This window comes from Curtobacterium sp. MCLR17_042 (assembly GCF_003234695.1).
GTDB lineage: Bacteria > Actinomycetota > Actinomycetes > Actinomycetales > Microbacteriaceae > Curtobacterium > Curtobacterium flaccumfaciens.
This window is the reverse complement of record NZ_QKTD01000005.1, coordinates 168,265-189,969: the sequence shown is the minus strand read 5'-3', so window position 1 is coordinate 189,969 and position 21,705 is coordinate 168,265. Positions and strand designations below refer to the sequence as shown.

The window sequence follows — 21,705 nt, the reverse complement described above, 5'->3', positions numbered from 1 at the left end:
TCGATGACGAACGGCAACAGCCTCGACCCCTGGTACGACTCCTACGCCCAGCGCACCGCCGGGCTGAGCGCCTCCGAGGTCCGAGCCCTGTTCGCCGTCGCCTCGCGCCCCGAAGTGGTCTCGCTGGCCGGCGGCATGCCGTTCGTCTCCGCGCTCCCCAGAGAGCTCGTCACGGGCTCCCTGGACCGTGTCATGAACGAGCACTCCGCCATGGCGCTCCAATACGGCGGCGGACAGGGCCTGCGGTCCCTCCGTGAGCACATCGTGGACGTCATGAGCCTCGAGGGCATCCGTGCCAGCGCCGAGGACGTCGTGGTCACCACGGGCTCGCAGCACGCCCTCGACCTCGTCACACGGCTGTTCATCGACCCGGGTGACGTCGTGCTCGCCGAGTCGCCCTCCTACGTCGGCGCGATCGGCGTCTTCCGGTCGTACCAAGCCGAGACGGTGCACGTCACGACGGACGAGCTCGGTCTCGTCCCCGAGGCGCTGCGCGAAGCCATCGCGAACCTCCGCACCCAGGGCAAGCGGATCAAGTTCCTCTACACGATCCCGAACTTCCACAACCCGGCCGGCGTCACGATGAGCCGCGAGCGCCGCATCGAGGTGCTCGACATCTGCCGGTCGAACAACATCCTCGTGCTCGAGGACAACCCGTACGGGCTCCTCTGGTTCGACGAGCCGGCGCCGCAGGCGATCCGATCCATCGACGAAGAGGGCGTGGTGTACCTCGGCTCCTTCTCGAAGACCCTCGCACCGGGCTTCCGCGTCGGCTGGGCCCTCGCGCCGCACGCCATCCGCGAGAAGCTCGTGCTCGCCAACGAATCGGCCGTGCTCGCGCCGAACTCCTTCGGCCAGTACGTCGTGAACGCGTACCTCGACGCTGCGGACTGGAAGGGTCAGGTCGACACCTTCCGGGGTATCTACGCCGAGCGCCGTGACGCCATGCTGTCCGCACTGGGGGAGTTCCTGCCCGACCTGTCCTGGACCAAGCCGAACGGTGGCTTCTTCGTGTGGCTGACCCTGCCCGAGTCGCTCGACTCCAAGGGCATGCTGCCGCGCGCGGTCAAGGAGCTCGTGGCCTACACGCCCGGTACGGCCTTCTACGCGGACGGACGCGGAGGCGGACACATCCGTCTGTCGTTCTGCTACCCCACCCCGGAGCAGATCCGGGTGGGCGTCAAGCGTCTGGCCAACGTCGTCAACGACGAACTCGAACTCATCGAGACGTTCGGCCCGACGACCCGCCCGAACACCGTGGTCCGCGAGACGTCGTCCGTCAGCGCACCGCCGCCGAACATCTCCTGATCAGCGCTTTTCCTCGGTACTGATCGCACAGCACCGCAGTTCCACACCGGAGGACCCCGCATGACCGAGCTCACCCGTCGTCACGTCGTCGTCGTCGCCGGAGGCATCTCGCACGAACGCGACGTCTCCCTCCGCTCCGGTCGTCGAGTCGCCGACTCACTGACCGGCTACGGCTGGCGAGTGGACCTGCGCGACGCCGACGCGATGCTCCTGCCGGCTCTCGCTGAATCACGCCCGGACGTCGTGTGGCCAGCCCTGCACGGCGCCTCCGGTGAGGACGGGGCCCTGCGGGGCATCCTGGAGGCCGTGGACATCCCGTTCGTCGGCTCGCGTTCGACGTCGGCCCGGTTGGCATGGGACAAGCCCACGGCGTCAGCCCTGGTCGCCCGCGCCGGCGTCCGTACCCCTCGTTCGGTGACGCTCTCCCACGACGTCTTCCGCGAGCTCGGTGCCGTCGGCGTCCTCGAGGCCATCGCCACCGAGCACCCGGTGCCACTCGCCGTGAAGCCGGCGCGAGGCGGGAGCGCACAGGGCGTGACCCTGGTCGACGACGTCAAGGACCTGCCCCGGGCCATGGTGACGGCCTACACCTACTGCGACGACGTCGTGGTGGAGCAGCTCATCCGCGGCACCGAGGTCGCTGTGGGGATCATCGACACCGGGGACGGCCCCGTGGCGCTCTCCGCCGTGGAGATCGTGCCGCGCAACGGCATCTACGGCTTCGAGGCGCGCTACAACGCGGGGGAGACGACCTTCTACACCCCCGCACGACTGTCCGATGAGTTCGCCGGAGCAGCCGCGGAGGCTGCGGTGGCCGCGCACGTAGCTCTGGGACTCCGGCACCTGTCCCGCGTCGACCTGATCATCGACGGGGCCGGGACGCCCTGGTTCCTCGAGGCGAACGTGCTCCCCGGGCTCACCGAGACGTCACTGCTGCCGCAGGCGCTGTCCGCGTCCGGGTTCGACCTCGGCTGGACCTACGCCGAGCTCGCCGAGCAGGCCATCCGGGACCACCGCGCCTGATTGCTGCTGACCGGTGTTCCACGTGGAACACCGGCCCCGTTTCTTGGCCGACCCGGCGGGCGAGGTTCGATGTTCCACGTGGAACACCGGCCTCGGGACGACTTTCGTCCTTCGCGAGGCGAGGTGTTCCACGTGGAACATCTCGCCGCGAGGATCGTCACTCGGCGCCCGTGTTGGCCCCCAGCGCGCTCGGTGGGCCCCGAGGCGCCCGAACCGGGTGAACAGACGATCCGAGAGGCCTTGACCTCAATCTCCACGGTGCGCGGGCGGACGCCCTTGTGCGCAAGCATCGAAGCGTCGACCCCCCTCAACTGGCAATCCGAGGTAGCGCGTCGGATCGTCCGCTCTGCAGTCGCGGCCGGCGGAACGCGATCCCTCGAGAGCGAACTCACGGGACCTCGGGTCGGCCGCTCGGATGAACGTCCCTCGGATCGCCGGCATGAAGGGCGAGCCGATGGTGGTCACGGCACGACCAACTCAGCTGAGTCCGATCGCGTCCGACGAAGGCGTCGTCCCGAGCGCTGGATTGCCGCAAGGCCGCTCGGCAGGAGTCGCTGGTCCATCGACCCCGGCCCAACCGTCGCAGGGGCTCACAGCGCCGCACAACGCCGCGCACAGGCTGGTTCAGCCCTCGAGGTCCTCTACCCCGAGCTCACCGAGGATCCGGTTGAGGTCGTCGCCGTTCGCGAAGTCGATCGTGACGGAGCTCTTGCGAGCACCGACCGCGATCTTCACCCGCGTGTTGAGGCGATCACCGAGCCGTTCAGCGAGATCGTTGAAGTGTGCCTGGCGCTTCGACGGTTCGGGCTTCGGCTTCGTGGCCGGCGTCTTGGCTGACAGCTGCTGCGCGATCGCCTCGGCAGCACGGACGGACAGGTCCTCGTTGACGATCTTCTCGGCCAGGTACTCCATCGCCTCGGCGTCCGGAGCGGCGAGGATGGCGCGAGCATGTCCGGCAGAGAGCACGCCTGCGGCCACTCGCCGCTGCACGGGGGAGGGGAGCCGCAGGAGTCGGATCGTGTTCGTGATCTGCGGGCGCGATCGACCGATGCGCTGCCCGAGCTGCTCCTGGGTGATCCCGAAGTCTGCGAGGAGCTGCTGGTACGCCGATGCCTCTTCCAAGGGGTTGAGCTGCGCCCGGTGGAGGTTTTCCAGCAGCGCGTCCCGCAGCATTGCGTCATCGGGGGTGTCCTTCACGATCGCCGGGATCGTGCTCAGGCCGAGTTCCTTCGTGGCCCGCAGACGGCGCTCACCCATGATGAGCTCGTACTGGGGCTCGGTACCCGTCGCGCCGGGGATGGGCCGGACGACGATGGGCTGCAGGACACCGATCTCACGGATCGAGTGAACGAGCTCCTGGAGCTCCTCCTCGCGGAACTCCTTCCGCGGCTGTTGCGCGTTCGGGATCACGTCCAGCGGATTGAGGTTTGCGAGACGAGCCCCCGGCACGGCCACCAGCTCGTCCGCCGTCGGAGCGGATGCCGGCGAGCCACCGGTCGGGAAGAACACGTCGACGGGACGGTCCTGCTGATCGGTCGCCGTCGGGATAAGGGCGCCGATGCCTCGGCCGAGTCCGGTTCGCTTCGGTGCCATCAGTGCTTCGCTCCTCGTGCTGCGATCTCGGCGGCCGCTTCCAGGTAGGACAGCGACCCGGTGGAGTTCACGTCGTACGCGACGACGCTCTGGCCGTAGCTCGGTGCTTCGCTCACGCGGACGGAGCGGGGGATCATCGCCTTGAGTACCTGGTCACCGAAGTGCTCCCGGACGTCGTTCGCGACCTGGTTCGCCAGGTTCGTGCGGCCGTCGTACATGGTCAGCAGGATCGTGGAGACCCGGAGGTTCGGGTTGAGGTGTCGTTCGATCAACTCGATGTTCCGCAGCAGCTGGCTCAGTCCTTCGAGCGCGTAGTACTCGCACTGGATCGGGATCAGTACCTCTTGCGCGGCAACGAAGGCGTTGATCGTCAACAAGCCCAGCGACGGCGGGCAGTCGATGAAGACGTAGTGGTACGGCTCGTCCAGCGACTGCAGGTACATGTCGAGCGCGGTCCGGAGACGCTGCTCACGAGCCACCAGTGACACGAGCTCGATCTCGGCGCCGGCGAGGTGAATGGTGGCCGGCACACACCAGAGGGTGTCCGACTCAGGGGAGGCCTGCACGGTGTCGGCCATCGGTGCCTCGTCGACGATCACGTCGTAGATGCTCGCGACCTCGGCCTGGTGATCGACACCAAGCGCGGTCGAGGCATTGCCCTGCGGGTCCAGGTCGATGACGAGCACACGAGCGCCGCCATGGGCGAGACCCGCTGCCAGGTTGACGGTCGTGGTCGTCTTGCCGACGCCACCCTTCTGGTTCGAGACGGTGATGATCCGTGTCTCAGAAGGGAGTGGAAACTGCTGCGTGGCGATCGCGCGCCGGCGACGGTTCAGGTCGGCGATCTCGCGAGCGAGCGGTGTCGACGCGTCGTAGTCGGTCGATGAACTCAACGAGTGCCTCTTCCCCGGTTCGATGTTTCACGTGGAACGCGGAGCCACTGGCGGCCGGATGACCCGGCCCGAGCCGCAGCGTCAGTCAACTGTAGCCCGGAAGACGCGGGTGGTCTCGTCGACCACACCTTCTCCGAGCTCGAGCACCTCGACATCAGAGAGGCGCTTCCGAAGGATGACCTTGCGGGCCTTCTCGATCTCTTCGTCGACCCGCGCACCCTTCATCAGGATGAGCTGGCCGCCGGAGCGAACCAGCGGCACGGTGAGGGGGATGAGCTTCGACAGGGCACTCACGGCGCGTGCGGTGACCTGGTCAACCACGACGTCGTCGGCTACGTCCTCAGCACGGCCACGGAGCACCGTGACGTTCTGCAAGCCAAGCCGGTCAGACTCAGCGCGAAGCCAATCCGTCCGGCGCTCCATCGGCTCGATGAGGACGAACTCGACGTCCGGACGGGCGATCGCGAGCACGAGACCCGGCAACCCTGCACCGGAACCGACGTCGGCAACGCGACCCCGGGCCTCCAGGAGGGGCGCGAGCAACGCAGAATTGAGGATGTGTCGCGTCCACAGGCGGGGCAGCTCGAGCGGGCCGATCAGGCCCAGCTCCTCACCCCGCCGCGCGAGTTCGTTGGCGAACGAGCGCGCAACCTCGATCTGGTCACCGAAGAGTGCTGCAGCCGCCGTGGGCTCAGCCTCGAGCACCGGTGTTGCCTCAGTCGGGACGGGTGCGTCCGTCATCGGGTGACGACCGTGTGGCGGTCCCGACCCTCACCCTCGGACTCCGAGTGGAAGCCCTTCTCAGCGACCAGGTCGTGGACGAGCTTGCGCTCGTAGGACGACATCGGGGGGAGCGCAGCCGACGACGAACCGGCTTCGATGCGCTCGACAGCGGTGTCCACGAGCCGCTGCAGCTCGTCAGCACGGGCATCCCGCGAGCCACCGACGTCGAGGATGAGCCGGCTGAACTCGCCGGTCTCCGCCTGCACGGCGATCCGGGTGAGCTCCTGCAGCGCCGTCACGGTGTCGGGCTTCGACAGCACGCGGAGCGCCTCGCCGTCATCGGTGACCGACAGGTACACGCGACCGGCGCGTTCCTCGATCTCGATGTCGCCGTCGAGGTCGCAGATGTCGAGGAGTTCCTCGATGTAGTCCGCTGCGATGTCCGCTTCGTCGCGGGCATCCTCGGTCTCGGTGTCCGTCGTCTCGACGGCGCCTGCGGTGTCCTGCTCGGTCACTTACTTCTTCCCGTTCTTCTTCTGGCGCTGCTTGCCGACCGGCTGCTGACGCTGGGTGGTGACGCGCACGGGCTCGATCTCCGTCGCACCGGCGCCGGCACCGGCCTCGGCGAGCACCGGGGTGGCCGTTCCGCGACGCTGTGCCTTCTTGGCCAGGCGGGCTTCACGAGCCAGAGCGGCTTCGGAGCCGGGGGTCGGCATGCTGCGGATGACGAAGTACTGCTGCGCCATCGTCCAGAGGTTCGAGGCCAGCCAGTAGAACATAACGCCGAGGGGGAAGCTCAGGCCCGAGATCACGAAGACCAGCGGGAGGATGTACAGCATCATCTTCTGCTGGCGGTACATCGGAGACTCCTTGGTCTCCGGCGACATGTTCTTGGCGACGAGCTGCAGCTGCGTGATGAACTGCGACGCCGTCATCACGACGATCATGAAGCCCGCGATCGCACGGACCTCCCACCCGGAGGCGTTCGTGAACGTCTCGTGCAGGGGCGCACCGAACAGGGCCGCGTTGCCGAACGACGCCGCGAGGTCGTTCGTCAGCAGGCCGATGCCCGTCTTGTTGATCTGGGCCTCGTGCAGCACCGAGTACAGCGAGAAGAAGATCGGCATCTGCAGCAGCAGCGGCAGGCAGGAGCTGAGCGGGTTCGTCCCGGTCTCCTTGTAGAGCGCCATGGTCTCGCGGCTCATGGCCTCACGCGAGAACTGGTCCTTCTTGCCCTTGTACTTGTCCTGGATCTTCTTCAGCTGCGGCGCGACCTCGAGCATGCGGCGCTGCGACTTGATCTGCCGGACGAAGATCGGGATCAACGCTGCGCGGACGACGAACGTCAGGAAGATGATCGAGAGCACCCACGTGATGCCCTCGTTCGGGTCCATGCCGATGCTCTCGAAGATCCAGTGGAAGCCGACGAGGATGGCCGAGACCACCCATTTGAGCGGCCAGAGGATCGTTCCGATGATGTCCATGGGGACGGCTACGCCTTTCGAGTGCGCTGGGGGAGCAGGACCGGCCGAACCGTTCCGACCGCGGGGTGCGGCTGCTGCGGGATCGGCGCGAGGACGAACCCGAACCGGTTGACGACGAACGGGTGACGGCGTTCCTTGACGTCGTCGATGCCACCAGCAGCCCAGGGGTTGCAACGGGCGATGCGCCAGGCGCCCATGGCGGATCCGCGGACGACGCCGTACTGCTGGATCGCGTCGAGGGCGTACCGGGAGCACGACGGGTGGTAGCGGCAGACGTTGCCGTACAGCGGGGAGATCACCGCACGGTAGGCCCGGAGCACGACGACGCACGCGTTGCGTGGGAGCAACGCGATGACCCAGGCAAGCCGGGTCCACAGAGTGCGGTTCATGCTGCCTTCTCCACCCCGCGCGCGAAGGAGCGCGTGACGTCTTCGAGCAGGGTAGGCCATCCGGCCTGCGATGCGGCTGGCAGTACACGGACCACCACGTCGAAGCCCTGGGGGGTCTCGGCGAGCAGGTCGTGCGCGATCGCCTTCAGCCGCCGCCTGATCAGGTTCCGGGTCACGGCGTTCCCCACCGTCTTCGCGACGATGAAGCCGAACCGCGTCGGTCCGTTGCGGTCTGCCGGCTGACGGACCACGGACACGACGACGTGCGCCGTGGCGCTCTTGCGACCACGACGCACGACGTTCCGGTAGTCATCCCCGCGCACGATGCGGTTGGCGCTGGCCAACACTGCGACGCCGGGGTCAGACCGAGGACCGGATCAGGCGATGAGCCTGATCAGGCCGAGAGCTCGGTACGGCCCTTGGCGCGGCGCGCCGACAGGATGGCGCGGCCGGCACGCGTCCGCATGCGGAGGCGGAAGCCGTGCTTCTTGGCGCGGCGGCGGTTGTTCGGCTGGAAGGTGCGCTTGCTCATGATGTTCTCCACACGGCTGCTCGCGGCGAGCCGTCACGTATGTGTAGCCGTCCGGGTGTCGAACGACGCAGATGGGCGCGACCAAAGGGCCGCAGTCAACTGGTTAACGGTACGTGACAGCGGCGAGCAGGTCAAACCCCGCCCGGCCCGGTTGCGTCGGCGCCGTCGGGCCTGCCGTCGCTCGAGCCCATTCTCCACATTGGGGACAACTTCCGTTCGGTGGGACTCGGTCCGGTCCTTTACAGTGGTGTGATCGATCGCCCCGATGGCCGGTACGACAGGGAAGTACTCCTGTCGGACGGCTCGAGGTGGTCGTGGACAACACTGTGGACAACCCTGTGGGAACCTCCGCGGCAACGAGGCGTCGACGAAGCCCCCGGAGCCACCGACGATCCGCCGGCGACGACCTGGTCCCGAGTGCGGTCGCCGAGGACGCCACGGCATGTCCGACCCCGCAGGACGCACCCTCGTCCGGCAGTGAACGCACGACACGACCCCTGGAGACGAGCGCGACATGACGATGCCGGCCGACCCCGTCGAGGACCTCTGGTCATCCGTACTCGGACTCCTCGCCGAGGACCCCCGCATCACGCCGCAGCTCCACGGGTTCCTGAACCTGGTCGAGCCGAAGGGCGTGCTCGCCGGCACCCTGTACCTCGAGGTCCCGAACGACCTGACCCGGGGCATGCTCGAACAGCGCATCAGGATCCCGATCACGGAGGCGGTCGCGCGCATCGGTGACGACTCGGTCGCGAACTTCGCCATCACCGTCAACCCGGACATGGCGTCGGAGCCGCGGGTGGACCCGAACGTCCCCGAGTACGCCGAGCCCGTGCAGGAAGCCGTCGAGCAGAGTGCCGCTCCGCGCCAGTACATCGAGGCGCCGTTCGTCCCGAGCCAGATCGACTCTCCCGGCACCAGCGGTCGGCCCGAGTCGCGACTCAACCCGAAGTACAACTTCGACAACTTCGTCATCGGCTCGTCGAACCGGTTCGCGCACGCGGCAGCGGTCGCCGTGGCCGAGGCACCGGCCAAGGCCTACAACCCGCTCTTCATCTACGGGGACTCCGGGCTGGGCAAGACCCACCTGCTCCACGCCATCGGGCACTACGCCGAGAGCCTCTACCCGGGGATCCGCGTCCGGTACGTGTCGAGCGAGGAGTTCACCAACGACTTCATCAACTCGATCGCGAACAACCGCTCGAACCAGTTCCAGCAGCGGTACCGCGACATCGACATCCTGCTGATCGACGACATCCAGTTCCTGCAGGGGAAGGACTCCACGCAGGAGGCCTTCTTCCACACGTTCAACACGCTGCACGACCACAACAAGCAGGTCGTCATCACGTCCGACGTCGCGCCGAAGCACCTGACCGGGTTCGAGGACCGGATGCGATCGCGCTTCGAGTGGGGCCTGATCACCGACGTGCAGGCGCCCGAGCTCGAGACGCGCATCGCGATCCTCCGCAAGAAGGCACAGTCCGACCACCTGCAGGTGCCCGACGACATCCTCGAGTTCATGGCGTCGAAGGTGTCGAGCAACATCCGCGAGCTCGAGGGCACCCTGATCCGGGTCACCGCGTTCGCGAGCCTGAACCGGACGGCCGTGGACATGGCCCTGGTGCAGACGGTCCTCAAGGACCTGATCACCCTCGACGAGGACAACGTCGTCGCGCCGACGGACATCATCAACCACACCGCGGAGTACTTCAAGCTCTCCGTCGACGACCTGTACGGGTCGTCCCGCTCCCAGGCGATCGCCACGGCACGACAGATCGCGATGTACCTGTGCCGTGAGCTGACGAGCCTGTCCCTGCCCAAGATCGGGCAGCTGTTCGGCAACCGCGACCACACCACGGTGATGTACGCGAACAAGAAGATCACCGAGCTGATGAAGGAGCGTCGGTCGATCTACAACCAGGTCACCGAGCTCACCAGCCGCATCAAGCAGGACCGCCGTTACCGCTGAGATCGGCCCGTTCCCGGACCCATCCACCATCTGAGACGGTTCCATGGGCCGGACTTCTCACAGTGTGGATAGCCTGTGGATAACTGTGGAGGACACGCCGCCCGGTTGTACACAGGTGGGGGGTCACCTGTGGAGACTGGGGATGGAAGTGGATAGATGAGATTCATTCATCCCGTTAACGCTCACACACCGCTCACAAGTCACAAGCGTGTAGTTCCCTACTGCGGAGCGGGATGCACAGGGTTATCCACAGTGTGCACAGGCGTTAACACCATTACTCCTGGTTAACGATCAATCTCCGCGGGACAACCTTGTGGACGGCGGGATGACAAGAAATCCGGCCCCCGTCCGCCTGTGCCAGAATGGGGCGGCCGGACAGTCCAAGCCGATCGACAGGGGTTCCAGCTGTGAAGTTCGAGGTCAACCGGGACGTCTTCTCCGAAGCCGTCTCCTTCGCAGTGAAGCTCCTCCCGCAGCGCACGACCCTCCCGATCCTGTCGGGCGTCCTCATCCACGCCGATGGCGATCGTCTGACGCTCTCCTCGTTTGACTACGAGGTGTCGGCGCAGACGTCCATCTCGGCCCAGATCGACGAGCCGGGCACGGTCCTGGTCTCCGGTCGACTGCTGAACGACATCGCGAGCCGGCTGCCGAACGCCCCCGTGTCGTTCACCACCGAGGACGCCAAGATCTCCGTCTCCTGCGGATCGGCGCACTTCACGCTGCTGTCCATGCCGGTCGAGGAGTACCCGACGCTGCCGGAGATCGGCCCGCAGACCGGTGTGATCCCCGGCGACGCGTTCTCCGAAGCGGTGTCCCAGGTCGCCGTCGCCGCCAGCCGCGACGACGTCACCCCCGTCATCACGGGCGTGCAGCTCGAGGTCGGCGATAACGACCTCTCCCTCATCGCGACGGACCGCTACCGCGTCGCCGTCCGCACCATCGCGTGGGACTCCGGCCGAGTCGGCTCGGACCCCCTGCACGCACTGGTCCCGGCCCGCACCCTGCAGGAGGTCGGCCGCACGTTCGGTTCGGCGTCCACGGTGTCGGTGTCGATCAGCGGCAACTCCGACCGCGAGCTCATCGCGTTCCACGCCGACGACAAGACCGTGACGTCGTTGCTCATCAAGGGCAACTACCCGCCGGTCCGGCGGCTCTTCCCCGAGACCGTCAACGACCACGCGGTGATCAACACCGCGGAGCTCGTCGAGGCGGTCCGACGGGTCTCCCTCGTCCTGGAGCGCGAAGCGGCGCTCCGGTTCTCCTTCACGGTCGACGGGCTCACGCTCGAGGCGATCGGATCCGAACAAGCGCAGGCGTCAGAGTCGATCAGTGCGTTGTTGACCGGCGAGGAAACGGTGGTCTCGTTGAAGCCCGCCTTCCTCCTGGACGGGCTGAACGCGGTGCACTCCGAGTTCGTCCGCATCTCCTTCACCAAGACGGAGAACCCCAACAAGCCGGGCCCGGTGCTGATCACCGGCCAGACTTCGCAAGAGGCCGCAGCGACCGATGGATACCGGTACCTGCTGCAGCCGAACCTGCTGCTGCGATAGGCGCAACAGGCAACCTGCGCTGGCGCACACCACCGGCAGCATCAGCGCGACGACGAACAGAAGAGGAAATCATGCACATCGGTCTTGTCGGCCTTGGTCGCATGGGCAACAACATGCGTGCCCGTCTCCGCAACGCAGGGATCGAGGTCACCGGGTACGACGCGAACCCCGCCGTCTCGGACGTCGCCGACCTCGGCGCCCTCGCCGCTGCCCTCCCGGAGGGCAAGCGTCTCGTGTGGGTCATGGTCCCGCACGGCAAGATCACCGACGACGTGATCACCGACCTGGCCGGTGTCCTCGGCGAGGGCGACCTGGTCATCGACGGTGGCAACTCGAAGTGGCTGGACGACACCACGCACGCCGAGCAGCTCGCTGCGCGCGGCATCCGCTACATGGACGCCGGCGTCTCCGGTGGTGTCTGGGGCAAGGACAACGGCTACGGCCTGATGGTCGGCGGTGACGCCGCGGACGTCGAGTTCGCGATGCCCGTGTTCGACGCGCTGCGTCCCGAGGGTCCCCGTGAAGAGGGCTTCTCGCACGCCGGCCCGATCGGCGCCGGCCACTACGCGAAGATGGTCCACAACGGCATCGAGTACGCGATCATGCAGGCGTACGGCGAGGGCTACGAGCTCCTCGAGGCCAAGGACCTGATCACCGACGTCCCCGCCGTGTTCGCCGGCTGGCAGCGCGGAACGGTCGTCCGTTCCTGGCTGCTCGACCTGATGGTGCTCGCGCTGAACGAGGACCCGAAGCTCGACGAGCTCGAGGGCTACGTCGAGGACTCGGGTGAGGGCCGCTGGACCCTCGAAGAGGGCATCGAGCTCGCCGTGCCGATGCCGGCGCTCTCGGCGTCGATCTTCGCGCGCTTCGTCTCGCGTCAGGGCAGCGCCTCGCCGACGATGAAGGCCGTCGCGGCGCTCCGCAACCAGTTCGGCGGTCACGCCGTCAAGAAGTCCTAGGACTTCCCGGGGGAACCCGGACTCGGCCCGCGTGCACGTCGACCATCTCCAACTGACCGACTTCCGGAACTACCGGGAGGCGGACGTCGACCTCGCACGCGGGCCGAACCTGTTCGTCGGACGCAACGGACAGGGCAAGACCAACCTGGTCGAGGCGATCGGGTACCTCTCCACCCTCGGCTCGCACCGCGTCCCCACCGACGCAGCGCTCGTCCGTCAGGGATGTGACGCCGCGATCGTCCGGGCCCGACTCGCGCACGAGGACCGCAGCATCCTCGCCGAGGTGCAGATCAACCGCACCGGTGCGAACCGTGCGCAGGTGAACCGGTCGGCGATCAAGCCGCGGGAGCTGCCGCGCTACTGCACGAGCGTGCTCTTCGCCCCGGAGGACCTCGCCCTCGTGCGGGGCGAGCCGGCCGGGCGACGCCGGATGCTCGACGAGCTGCTCGGCCAGATCGCACCGCGGATGCAGGGCGTGCTCGCCGACTACGACCGCACGCTCCGGCAGCGGAACACCCTGCTCAAGTCGGCCCGTGCCACCGGCGCGAAGGCGAACGCCCTGTCGACGCTCGACGTCTGGGACGACCGGCTCGTCGGACTCGGCGCCGAGATCGTCGCGGCGCGTGACCACCTGACCCGCCGGCTCGCACCCTTCGTGGCGGAGGCCTACGCGACCGTCGCCGGCGAGCACCACGACGCCTCGATCACCGGAGTCCTGTCGATCCGCGGTGGCGACCCCGAGTCCGCGGCGGCGACCGACCCCGTGCTCGGGACCCCCGACGAGCCCGTCACGGTCGCGTCGGCTGCCGAAGCGTTCGCGGCCGCCCTCGAGCGCCGTCGCCGGGACGAACTCGACCGCGGGCTCACCCTCGTGGGGCCGCACCGGGACGACGTTCTGTTCCAGCTGAACGGGTTACCTGCCCGCGGGTACGCCAGTCACGGCGAGTCCTGGTCCTTCGCCCTGGCCATCCAGCTCGCGAGCGCCTCGATCCTGCGCGCTGAGTCGAACCTGGGCGACCCGATCATCATCCTCGACGACGTCTTCGCCGAGCTCGACGAATCGCGTCGGGAACGGCTGGCGAACGCCGTCGCCGACTACGAGCAGGTGCTCATCACGGCCGCGGTCTTCGGTGACGTGCCCGGGAAGCTGGCGGCGCACACCGTCCGGATCGAGGCGGGCACGATCGTGACCGACGAGGCGGACGCGACCCGGGCCTCCAGTCCGGCGACGGACGCGACGGACGGGACCGACGCGATCGACGCAACGGACGGGACCGACGCGACCGTCGCGGACAGCAAGACGGACCCGACCGAAGCCGACGCCTGATGCCGAAGCCCCGCAAGCCCACCGAACCCTCGCAGGTGTACCGCCACCTGCGCGCGGTGTTCGGCGACCCGTCCAAGCGCGGAACCGATGCCCGCCGTCGACGTGCCCGAGAGTTCGACGCCGACACCGTGCCGTACGGGCGCGGCCGCGAGCCGAAGGGCCTCGCGGACATCGTCGGTTCGCTCGCCCAGGAACTCGGTTGGACCGAACCCCTCGCCCGTTCCGAGCTCTTCGTGGACTGGCCGAGCGTCGTCGGCGAGGAGCTGGCGAAGCACTCCCGACCGGTCACCATCGAGGACGGCGCACTCGTCATCCGGTGCGACTCGACGGCATGGGCGACCCAGCTCCGACTGATGCGTGCGACGGTCACGACGACCATCGCGGAACGGCACCCCGAAGCCGGGGTCGAGTCGATCAGGGTTTCCGGCCCGGACGCCCCCACGTGGAAACGCGGCCCCAGGACGGTCCAGGGGCGCGGTCCTCGCGACACCTACGGTTGAGGCGACGAAATCATCCTGGAGTGCCAGAAAAGCCCGTCTGTGGGGCAGATGAGCCCTCGAAAGAGGGGGCTCTGCGGTAGACTGGGAGGTGCAGTGCGCGGGCGTTCCGCGCGCAGGCAGGAGCACGCTCGACATGGCAGCAGAATCTGAAGACGACCGGCAGAACCCGCTCGGCGCGGAGACCCCGCAGAGCGAACCGTCTTACGGCGCAGACCAGATTCAGGTGCTCGAGGGGCTCGAGGCCGTCCGCAAGCGCCCAGGTATGTACATCGGTTCGACCGGCCCCCGCGGTCTGCACCACCTGGTCCAGGAGATCGTCGACAACTCCGTCGACGAAGCCCTCGCCGGGTACTGCGACACCATCGACGTGAGCATCCGTGAAGACGGTGGCGTCCGCGTCGTCGACAACGGCCGTGGCATCCCGGTCGACGTCCACGCGGCCGAGGGGGTCTCGACCCTGCAGGTCGTCCTCACCGTCCTGCACGCCGGCGGCAAGTTCGGCGGTGGCGGCTACGCCGTCTCCGGCGGTCTGCACGGCGTCGGTTCGTCCGTCGTGAACGCGCTGAGCTCCGAGCTCGACGTCGAGGTCCGTCGGCAGGGCCACGTCTGGCGCCAGAGCTACACCGACGGTGTCCCCGTCGCGCCCGTCTCCAAGGACGAAGAGACCGACGAGACCGGCACGACGATCACGTTCTGGCCGAACGCCGAGATCTTCGAGTCCGTCGTCTTCGACTACGAGACCCTGCGCACGCGGTTCCAGCAGATGGCCTTCCTGAACAAGGGCCTGCGGATCAACCTCCGCGACGAGCGCGCCCCGGAAAAAGGGGAAGAAGCGCGCAACGACACGTTCATGTACGAGCGTGGTCTCGCCGACTACGTCGAGTACATCAACGCGCAGAAGAAGGCCGACCTCGTCCACCCGGACGTCATCGGCTTCGAGTCCGAGGACCCGGAGCGCAAGATCGCGCTCGAGGTCGCGATGCAGTGGAACACCTCGTACCAGGAGAGCGTCCACACCTTCGCGAACACGATCAACACGCACGAGGGCGGCACCCACGAAGAGGGCTTCCGCGCCGCACTGACGACCCTCGTCAACCGCTACGCGCGCGAGACGAAGATCATCAAGGAGAAGGACGACAACCTCACGGGTGACGACATCCGCGAAGGGCTGACGGCCGTCATCTCCGTGAAGCTCGGCGAGCCGCAGTTCGAGGGGCAGACGAAGACCAAGCTCGGCAACACCGAGGCGAAGTCGTTCGTGCAGCGCGTCGTCGGCACCGAGCTGACCCACTGGTTCGAGAGCAACCCGACGCAGGCACGCGACGTCGTCCGCAAGGCGATCCAGGCGTCGCAGGCGCGGCTCGCTGCCCGCAAGGCGCGCGAGACCACCCGCCGCAAGGGGCTGCTCGAGTCGGGCGGCATGCCCGGCAAGCTCAAGGACTGCCAGTCGAAGGACCCGACGGTGTCGGAGATCTTCATGGTCGAGGGTGACTCCGCCGGCGGTTCCGCCGTGCAGGGCCGCAACCCGATGACCCAGGCGATCCTGCCCCTGCGCGGCAAGATCCTGAACGTCGAGAAGGCCCGGCTCGACCGCGCCCTCGCCAACCAGGAGATCCAGTCGATGATCACGGCGTTCGGTGCCGGCATCGGTGAGGACTTCGACCCGGACAAGGCCCGGTACCACAAGATCGTGCTGATGGCCGATGCCGACGTCGACGGCCAGCACATCACCACGCTGCTGCTCACGCTGCTGTTCCGCTACATGCGTCCGCTCATCGAGCACGGCTACGTGTACCTCGCGCAGCCGCCGCTGTACCGCCTGAAGTGGTCGAACTCGGCGCACGAGTACGTCTTCAGCGACCGGGAGCGCGACGCCCTGATGCAGGCCGGCCTCGCAGCCGGCAAGCGCATCCCGAAGGACAACGGGATCCAGCGGTACAAGGGCCTCGGCGAGATGGACTACAAGGAGCTCTGGGACACCACGATGAACCCGGACACCCGCACGCTCCTGCAGGTCACGCTCGAGGACGCGGCTGCGGTCGACAGCACCTTCTCGACCCTGATGGGTGAAGACGTCGACGCACGTCGCCAGTTCATCCAGCAGAACGCCAAGGACGTCCGCTTCCTCGACATCTAACGGCCAGGAGGCGCGGCGTGAGCCGCGTCGACCAGTCCTGACCACCTGTGGTCGCGCCCGGCGCGACCAACGGAACCACAGCCTCCAGGCTGTCCAGAAAGGGAACGAAGCCACATGGCTGACGACAACGAGAACGGCGCCGACGAGCAGCCCGAGATCGTCCACGGCGACAGTGGGGACATCGTCGTCTCCGGTGACCGCATCTCGCAGGTCGACCTGCAGCTCGAGATGCAGCGCTCGTACCTCGACTACGCGATGTCGGTCATCGTCGGTCGTGCCCTGCCGGAGGTCCGCGACGGCCTCAAGCCGGTGCACCGCCGTGTGATCTACGCGATGTTCGACGGCGGCTACCGCCCGGACCGTGCGTTCTCGAAGTGCTCCCGCGTCGTCGGTGACGTCATGGGCCAGTTCCACCCGCACGGTGACTCGGCGATCTACGACGCCCTCGTCCGCCTGGTGCAGCCGTGGTCGCTCCGGTACCCGCTCGCGCTCGGCCAGGGCAACTTCGGTTCGCCGGGCAACGACGGCGCCGCCGCCCCGCGGTACACCGAGACGAAGATGGCGCCGCTCGCGCTCGAGATGGTCCGCGACATCGACGAGGACACCGTCGACTTCCAGGACAACTACGACGGCCGCACCCAGGAGCCGGCGATCCTGCCGGCCCGGTTCCCGAACCTGCTCGTCAACGGCTCGGTCGGCATCGCGGTCGGCATGGCCACGAACATCCCGCCGCACAACCTGCGCGAGGTCGCCGAGGGCGCCAAGTGGGCGCTCGACAACCCCGACGCCACCCGTGAAGAGCTGCTCGCCGCGCTCATGCAGCGCATCAAGGGCCCGGACTTCCCGACCGGCGCACAGGTGCTCGGCACCAAGGGCATCCAGGACGCCTACCGCACCGGCCGTGGCTCGATCACGATGCGTGCCGTCGTCTCGGTGGAGGAGATCCAGGGTCGCACCTGCCTCGTCGTCACCGAGCTGCCGTACCAGGTCAACCCCGACAACCTGGCGATCAAGATCGCCGAGCTGGTCAAGGACGGCAAGCTCGCAGGTGTCGCCGACATCCGTGACGAGACCTCCGGCCGTACCGGGCAGCGCCTGGTCATCGTGCTGAAGCGTGACGCCGTCGCCAAGGTCGTGCTGAACAACCTGTACAAGCACACCCAGCTGCAGGAGAACTTCGGCGCGAACATGCTCGCGATCGTCGACGGGGTGCCCCGCACCCTGCCGCTCGACGGCTTCATCTCGGCGTGGGTCGCCCACCAGGTCGACGTCATCGTCCGCCGCACGCAGTTCCGTCTGCGCGAGGCCGAGAAGCGCGCCCACATCCTGCGCGGCTACCTGGCCGCGCTCGACGCCCTCGACGAGGTCATCGCGCTCATCCGTCGCTCGCCCGACGTCGAAGAGGCCCGCACCGGCCTGATGGACCTGCTGTCCGTCGACGAGATCCAGGCGCGTGCGATCCTCGAGCTGCAGCTCCGTCGTCTCGCCGCCCTCGAGCGTCAGAAGATCCACGACGAGGCCGAAGAGCTCGAGCGCAAGATCGCCGACTTCCAGGACATCCTCGGGTCGGAGAGCCGCCAGCGCTCGATCATCCGCGACGAGCTGAGCGAGATCGTCGACCGCTTCGGCGACGACCGCCGTACCGAGATCATGTTCGGCTACGACGGCGACATGTCGATGGAAGACCTGATCCCCGAAGAGGAGATGGTCGTCACCATCACCCGCGGTGGCTACGTCAAGCGCACGCGCAGCGACCAGTACCGCTCGCAGCACCGTGGCGGCCGAGGTGTCCGCGGGGCCCAGCTCCGCGCGGACGACATCGTCGAGCACTTCTTCGTCACGACGACGCACCACTGGCTCCTGTTCCTCACCGACCAGGGCCGGGTCTACCGCGCCAAGGCGTACGAGCTGCAGGAGGCCGGCCGCGACGCGAAGGGCCAGCACGTCGCGAACCTGCTCGCGATGCAGCCCGACGAGCAGATCCAGCAGGTGCTCGACATCCGCGACTACGAGGTGGCGCAGTACCTCGTCCTCGCGACCGAGCACGGTCTGGTCAAAAAGACCGCGCTCACCGAGTACGACACGAACCGCACCGGCGGCATCATCGCGATCAACCTGCGCGACGGCGACAAGCTCCGCCAGGCGCTGCTCGTCGACGAGCACGACGACCTGCTCCTGGTGTCCCGCCAGGGCATGTCGCTCCGGTTCACGGCGACGAACGACACCCTGCGTCCGATGGGTCGCTCGACCTCGGGCGTGAAGGGCATGTCCTTCCGCGACGGCGACTCGCTGCTCGCGGCCCGGGTCGTCTCCGACGACGGCTTCGTCTGGGTGATGACCGAGGGCGGCTACGCCAAGCGCACCGCGGTCGACCAGTACCGGGTGCAGGGCCGTGGTGGTCTGGGCATCAAGGTGGCCAAGTTGGCGCTCGACCGAGGCGATCTTGTGGGCGCTCTCATCGTCGGCGAGGACGACGAGGTGCTCGTCGTGCTGCAATCGGGCAAGGTGGTAAGGTCTGCCGTGGCCGAGGTCCCTGCCAAGGGCCGTGACACGATGGGCGTCGTCTTCGCGAGGTTCGCGGAGAACGACCGGATCATCGCGGTGGCCCGGAACACCGAGCGGAACCTGGACGACCAGGACGACGCCGAGATCGAGCCCGCGGGCCCGGTGGAGACGGTCGGCCCAGCCGAAGCGGCCCCGGATTCCACTGATCCCATCGACACCGAGCCCGTCGCAGACGAGGCCGGAGAGGACCAGTCAAGCAATGAGTAGTGTCGCCGAGAAGCTCCAGAAGAAGGCGAAGCGACCCGTCGGCACCCGCCAGGTGCGGTTGCGACTGGTCTACGTCGACTTCTGGTCAATGGTGAAGCTGAGCTTCCTCATCGCCCTGGCCGGCAGCATCGTGATCGTAGTCGCCACGGCACTGGTGTGGGTCATCCTCAACCAGACGGGTGTGTTCACCCAGGTCGACGCCCTGTTGAAGGACGTCACCGGGCAGAACAGTTACTCGATCATGGACCAGTTCTCGCTGGGCCAGGTGCTCGGGTTCTCCATCGTCGTGGGCATCCTCAACGTGGTCGTCGGCACCGTGCTCGGCGCCATCGTGAGCGTGCTCTACAACCTCAGTGTTCGGATCACGGGCGGTCTGCTCGTGGGCTTCACGAACAACTGACACACCCGGGCCGGATGAGCCCACTGCTCGATTTCGTTCCGGCGGGATCGTACGGTAGGCTTTCATCCGGTCTGAGGGGCTATAGCTCAGGCGGTTAGAGCGCTTCGCTGATAACGAAGAGGTCCAAGGTTCAAGTCCTTGTAGCCCCACCAGTTCTCCGGAACAGCACGACAATTCCATCCCGTCGCCGATCACCTCGGTGGTACTCGGGGCCTTAGCTCAGTTGGTAGAGCGCCTGCTTTGCAAGCAGGATGTCGGGAGTTCGATTCTCCCAGGCTCCACTCGCATCAGCCCCTGGTTGCCGACTCCGTCGTCTGCCCAGGGGCTTCGTTCTGTGCCCATGCGCGCCGCCGCCCCTGCGGCGCGATCGTCGCGGGCGGCTCGGTCGGCCAATCTGCCTGCGGGTTGCTTCTTGTCGAGTGGTCACGACATGCCGCGTGTGGTTGGCCGAGGTGGTTGGAACTGTCGTCTGCGCGTCGTCTGAGCGACAGGTTGCGACCTCTCGGTGGCTGCCCCGGGGCGTGTTGCGCAAGCGCATGGCGGACGGGAGGCGCGGGGTCAGGCCGGTCTGCGCCTCCAGGCAGGTAGGTGGGCGCGCTCCAGGCCGGTCGTCGTGCGCGGGTCTGTGGACGCCAGGCCCGGGGAACGACGAAGGGCCCCGGCAGCAGCCGGGGCCCTTCGTACGAACCGGGAGGTCAGGCGGCGGGCTTCTCCGCCGTGTCAGCGTCGTCGGCGACCCACAGGTCGTCGTCGGCGCGGAGCGTCTGGTACGCGGCGTACGCAGCACCGGCGACGGCGACGACGCCGACGATGATGAGTGCGACTCCGCCGAAGCCGAGACCCTTCTTCTGCTGCGACGGGACGTACTTCGCAGCGGCCTTCTTGGCCTTCTTGCCCTTCTTCTGGGCGTTCTTCACGATCTTCTTGACCCGGGGGTCCTTCGCGAGGTCGGTCACGCTCAGCACCGAGCCAGCGGTCGAGACGAGTCCGGGGACCACCTCGGACTGGAACTTGTGCGAAGCGCTCTGCGCTGCCGAGGTGGCAGCGTGCACGCCGGTGGCGAACGCGGGACGGATCCCGTTGTCGATCGCGTTCTGCACGCGGGGTGCGATGTCCTTGCGAGCTGCGTCCGCGGCGTTCGACCGGGCCTCAGCCAGGATCGCGTTCGCGTGCTCGAGGACCTTGCGCTGCTCGCCGAGGAGCGAGGCGGTCTGGCCCTTGAGCTTCTTGATCTGCTTCCGACGCTTTCGCGGGATCTCGATCGTCGTCATCTGGTACCTCCATCGGATCGGCGTGACCCCATCCTGCCACCACACTGCCTGACAGGTCACGGAACCGCAGCTGTGCAATCCGTCCGCGGTCAGGAGTACATGCGAGAATCGGAACATGTCTCTGCACACCGCTGTCGCAACGATCCACACCAACAAGGGCGACATCCGCGTCAACCTGTTCGGCAACCACGCACCGAAGACCGTCAAGAACTTCGTCGACCTCGCCACGGGCCAGCAGGAGTGGACCCACCCCGGCACGGGCAAGGTCTCGACCGACAAGCTCTACGACGGCGTGATCTTCCACCGCATCATCAAGGACTTCATGATCCAGGGCGGCGACCCGCTCGGCCAGGGCATCGGTGGCCCCGGGTACCGCTTCGACGACGAGATCTCCCCGGAGCTCACGTTCCAGAACCCCTACATCTTCGCCATGGCGAACGCCGGCATCCAGGGCGGCCGCGGCACCAACGGCTCGCAGTTCTTCATCACCACGGTGGCGACGCCGTGGCTGCAGGGCAAGCACACCATCTTCGGTGAGGTCGCCGACGACGAGTCCCGCGCGGTCGTCGACGCGATCGAGGGCGTCCAGACCGACGGTCGTGACAAGCCCGTCGAGGACGTCGTCATCCAGAGCATCGACGTCGAAGGCGTCTGACCAGCACGTGACCGACCAGGCGTACAACCCGAACAACACCTGCTACCGGCATCCGGACCGGCAGAGCTTCGTGCTCTGCCAGCGCTGTGGGCGGACGATCTGCCCGGAGTGCCAGACGCCGGCGGCAGTCGGGGTGCACTGCCCGGAGTGCGTGCGTGAACAGCGCGCACAGTTCGCAGCGAACCGCCGAGCGTCCGGAGCCCCCAGCGGGCTGACG

At 67.4% G+C, this 21,705-nt stretch carries 20 protein-coding genes and 2 tRNA genes; 13 read left to right on the top strand and 9 right to left on the bottom strand.

The features are described from left to right. The first annotated feature begins 3 nt into the window (after positions 1-3). Positions 4-1,308 carry a PLP-dependent aminotransferase family protein gene (locus tag DEJ02_RS07545; protein ID WP_071404124.1) on the top strand — a complete coding sequence of 435 codons (1,305 nt, stop codon included), beginning with the start codon at positions 4-6 and terminating at the stop codon, positions 1,306-1,308. Positions 1,309-1,368: 60 nt separating this feature from the next. Further along, positions 1,369-2,331 (top strand): D-alanine--D-alanine ligase, encoded by a 963-nt coding sequence (locus tag DEJ02_RS07540; RefSeq protein WP_111032522.1) that lies wholly within the window; start codon positions 1,369-1,371, stop codon positions 2,329-2,331. Positions 2,332-2,955: 624 nt separating this feature from the next. Here DEJ02_RS07540 and DEJ02_RS07535 read toward each other — a convergent pair. The 8 genes from DEJ02_RS07535 to rpmH all read right to left on the bottom strand — a co-directional run bounded on the left by DEJ02_RS07535 (position 2,956) and on the right by rpmH (position 7,945). Beyond that, on the bottom strand, positions 2,956-3,924 hold the full coding sequence (locus DEJ02_RS07535; RefSeq protein ID WP_111022503.1) for a ParB/RepB/Spo0J family partition protein: 969 nt from the start codon (positions 3,922-3,924) through the stop codon (positions 2,956-2,958). After that, complete coding sequence (locus DEJ02_RS07530; RefSeq protein ID WP_269149421.1) at positions 3,924-4,817, bottom strand: ParA family protein; 894 nt, start codon at positions 4,815-4,817, stop codon at positions 3,924-3,926. The genes DEJ02_RS07535 and DEJ02_RS07530 overlap by 1 nt, the downstream gene beginning before the upstream one ends. Positions 4,818-4,898: 81 nt before the next feature. Further along, positions 4,899-5,558: a 16S rRNA (guanine(527)-N(7))-methyltransferase RsmG gene (rsmG, locus tag DEJ02_RS07525; RefSeq protein WP_111032521.1), complete on the bottom strand. Its 660-nt coding sequence runs from the start codon at positions 5,556-5,558 to the stop codon at positions 4,899-4,901. Then, positions 5,555-6,055: a R3H domain-containing nucleic acid-binding protein gene (locus DEJ02_RS07520; protein ID WP_071248630.1), complete on the bottom strand. Its 501-nt coding sequence runs from the start codon at positions 6,053-6,055 to the stop codon at positions 5,555-5,557. The genes rsmG and DEJ02_RS07520 overlap by 4 nt, the downstream gene beginning before the upstream one ends. Next, entirely contained in the window at positions 6,056-7,024 is a 969-nt protein-coding gene (yidC, locus tag DEJ02_RS07515; protein ID WP_111032520.1) for a membrane protein insertase YidC, read from the bottom strand. Positions 7,025-7,032: 8 nt separating this feature from the next. After that, complete coding sequence (gene yidD, locus DEJ02_RS07510) at positions 7,033-7,413, bottom strand: membrane protein insertion efficiency factor YidD (RefSeq protein WP_071404130.1); 381 nt, start codon at positions 7,411-7,413, stop codon at positions 7,033-7,035. Then, a complete protein-coding gene (rnpA, locus tag DEJ02_RS07505) occupies positions 7,410-7,760 on the bottom strand; it encodes a ribonuclease P protein component (protein WP_111028837.1) in 351 nt (116 codons plus the stop codon). The genes yidD and rnpA overlap by 4 nt, the downstream gene beginning before the upstream one ends. A gap of 47 nt (positions 7,761-7,807) precedes the next feature. After that, a complete protein-coding gene (gene rpmH, locus DEJ02_RS07500) occupies positions 7,808-7,945 on the bottom strand; it encodes a 50S ribosomal protein L34 (RefSeq protein ID WP_022889115.1) in 138 nt (45 codons plus the stop codon). A 514-nt stretch (positions 7,946-8,459) separates the two neighbouring features. Between rpmH and dnaA the strand changes: the two genes are divergently transcribed. The 10 genes from dnaA (at position 8,460) to DEJ02_RS07450 (ending at position 19,843) form a co-directional block, all read left to right on the top strand. Further along, on the top strand, positions 8,460-9,914 hold the full coding sequence (gene dnaA / locus DEJ02_RS07495) for a chromosomal replication initiator protein DnaA (RefSeq protein ID WP_027466915.1): 1,455 nt from the start codon (positions 8,460-8,462) through the stop codon (positions 9,912-9,914). A 407-nt stretch (positions 9,915-10,321) separates the two neighbouring features. Further along, the gene (gene dnaN, locus DEJ02_RS07490) at positions 10,322-11,467 is read left to right on the top strand and encodes a DNA polymerase III subunit beta (RefSeq protein WP_027466916.1); all 1,146 of its coding nucleotides are present in this window, start codon (positions 10,322-10,324) and stop codon (positions 11,465-11,467) included. Between the two features lie 71 nt (positions 11,468-11,538). Further along, complete coding sequence (gene gnd, locus DEJ02_RS07485) at positions 11,539-12,426, top strand: phosphogluconate dehydrogenase (NAD(+)-dependent, decarboxylating) (RefSeq protein ID WP_110863683.1); 888 nt, start codon at positions 11,539-11,541, stop codon at positions 12,424-12,426. Between the two features lie 31 nt (positions 12,427-12,457). After that, entirely contained in the window at positions 12,458-13,753 is a 1,296-nt protein-coding gene (recF, locus tag DEJ02_RS07480) for a DNA replication/repair protein RecF (protein ID WP_111032519.1), read from the top strand. Further along, positions 13,753-14,253 (top strand): DUF721 domain-containing protein, encoded by a 501-nt coding sequence (locus tag DEJ02_RS07475; protein ID WP_027466919.1) that lies wholly within the window; start codon positions 13,753-13,755, stop codon positions 14,251-14,253. The genes recF and DEJ02_RS07475 overlap by 1 nt, the downstream gene beginning before the upstream one ends. A 133-nt stretch (positions 14,254-14,386) precedes the next feature. Then, complete coding sequence (gene gyrB / locus DEJ02_RS07470) at positions 14,387-16,390, top strand: DNA topoisomerase (ATP-hydrolyzing) subunit B (RefSeq protein ID WP_111032518.1); 2,004 nt, start codon at positions 14,387-14,389, stop codon at positions 16,388-16,390. Between the two features lie 114 nt (positions 16,391-16,504). Further along, the gene (gyrA, locus tag DEJ02_RS07465) at positions 16,505-19,162 is read left to right on the top strand and encodes a DNA gyrase subunit A (RefSeq protein ID WP_111032517.1); all 2,658 of its coding nucleotides are present in this window, start codon (positions 16,505-16,507) and stop codon (positions 19,160-19,162) included. Then, a complete protein-coding gene (locus DEJ02_RS07460; protein ID WP_027466922.1) occupies positions 19,155-19,562 on the top strand; it encodes a DUF3566 domain-containing protein in 408 nt (135 codons plus the stop codon). The genes gyrA and DEJ02_RS07460 overlap by 8 nt, the downstream gene beginning before the upstream one ends. 75 nt (positions 19,563-19,637) lie before the next feature. Then, positions 19,638-19,714, top strand: a tRNA-Ile gene (locus tag DEJ02_RS07455). A 56-nt stretch (positions 19,715-19,770) separates the two neighbouring features. Next, positions 19,771-19,843 (top strand) — tRNA-Ala (locus DEJ02_RS07450). A gap of 414 nt (positions 19,844-20,257) precedes the next feature. Here DEJ02_RS07450 and DEJ02_RS07445 read toward each other — a convergent pair. After that, positions 20,258-20,833, bottom strand: a complete 576-nt coding sequence (locus DEJ02_RS07445; protein ID WP_111022496.1) for a hypothetical protein — start codon at positions 20,831-20,833, stop codon at positions 20,258-20,260. Positions 20,834-20,948: 115 nt separating this feature from the next. On the opposite strand from DEJ02_RS07445, the gene DEJ02_RS07440 reads away from it, so the two are divergent. Continuing rightward, entirely contained in the window at positions 20,949-21,488 is a 540-nt protein-coding gene (locus DEJ02_RS07440; protein ID WP_111032516.1) for a peptidylprolyl isomerase, read from the top strand. Positions 21,489-21,705: the final 217 nt, after the last annotated feature.

Excerpts from the sequence above, each read along its gene's own strand:
- DEJ02_RS07545 (WP_071404124.1), top strand. The coding sequence starts at position 4 with ATGACGAACGGCAACAGCCTCGACCCCTGGTACGACTCCTACGCCCAG.
- DEJ02_RS07540 (WP_111032522.1), top strand. The coding sequence starts at position 1,369 with ATGACCGAGCTCACCCGTCGTCACGTCGTCGTCGTCGCCGGAGGCATC.
- DEJ02_RS07535 (WP_111022503.1), bottom strand. The coding sequence starts at position 3,924 with ATGGCACCGAAGCGAACCGGACTCGGCCGAGGCATCGGCGCCCTTATC.
- rsmG (WP_111032521.1), bottom strand. The coding sequence starts at position 5,558 with ATGACGGACGCACCCGTCCCGACTGAGGCAACACCGGTGCTCGAGGCT.
- yidC (WP_111032520.1), bottom strand. The coding sequence starts at position 7,024 with ATGGACATCATCGGAACGATCCTCTGGCCGCTCAAATGGGTGGTCTCG.
- yidD (WP_071404130.1), bottom strand. The coding sequence starts at position 7,413 with ATGAACCGCACTCTGTGGACCCGGCTTGCCTGGGTCATCGCGTTGCTC.
- rpmH (WP_022889115.1), bottom strand. The coding sequence starts at position 7,945 with ATGAGCAAGCGCACCTTCCAGCCGAACAACCGCCGCCGCGCCAAGAAG.
- dnaA (WP_027466915.1), top strand. The coding sequence starts at position 8,460 with ATGACGATGCCGGCCGACCCCGTCGAGGACCTCTGGTCATCCGTACTC.
- gnd (WP_110863683.1), top strand. The coding sequence starts at position 11,539 with ATGCACATCGGTCTTGTCGGCCTTGGTCGCATGGGCAACAACATGCGT.
- DEJ02_RS07475 (WP_027466919.1), top strand. The coding sequence starts at position 13,753 with ATGCCGAAGCCCCGCAAGCCCACCGAACCCTCGCAGGTGTACCGCCAC.
- gyrB (WP_111032518.1), top strand. The coding sequence starts at position 14,387 with ATGGCAGCAGAATCTGAAGACGACCGGCAGAACCCGCTCGGCGCGGAG.
- gyrA (WP_111032517.1), top strand. The coding sequence starts at position 16,505 with ATGGCTGACGACAACGAGAACGGCGCCGACGAGCAGCCCGAGATCGTC.
- DEJ02_RS07460 (WP_027466922.1), top strand. The coding sequence starts at position 19,155 with ATGAGTAGTGTCGCCGAGAAGCTCCAGAAGAAGGCGAAGCGACCCGTC.
- DEJ02_RS07445 (WP_111022496.1), bottom strand. The coding sequence starts at position 20,833 with ATGACGACGATCGAGATCCCGCGAAAGCGTCGGAAGCAGATCAAGAAG.
- DEJ02_RS07440 (WP_111032516.1), top strand. The coding sequence starts at position 20,949 with ATGTCTCTGCACACCGCTGTCGCAACGATCCACACCAACAAGGGCGAC.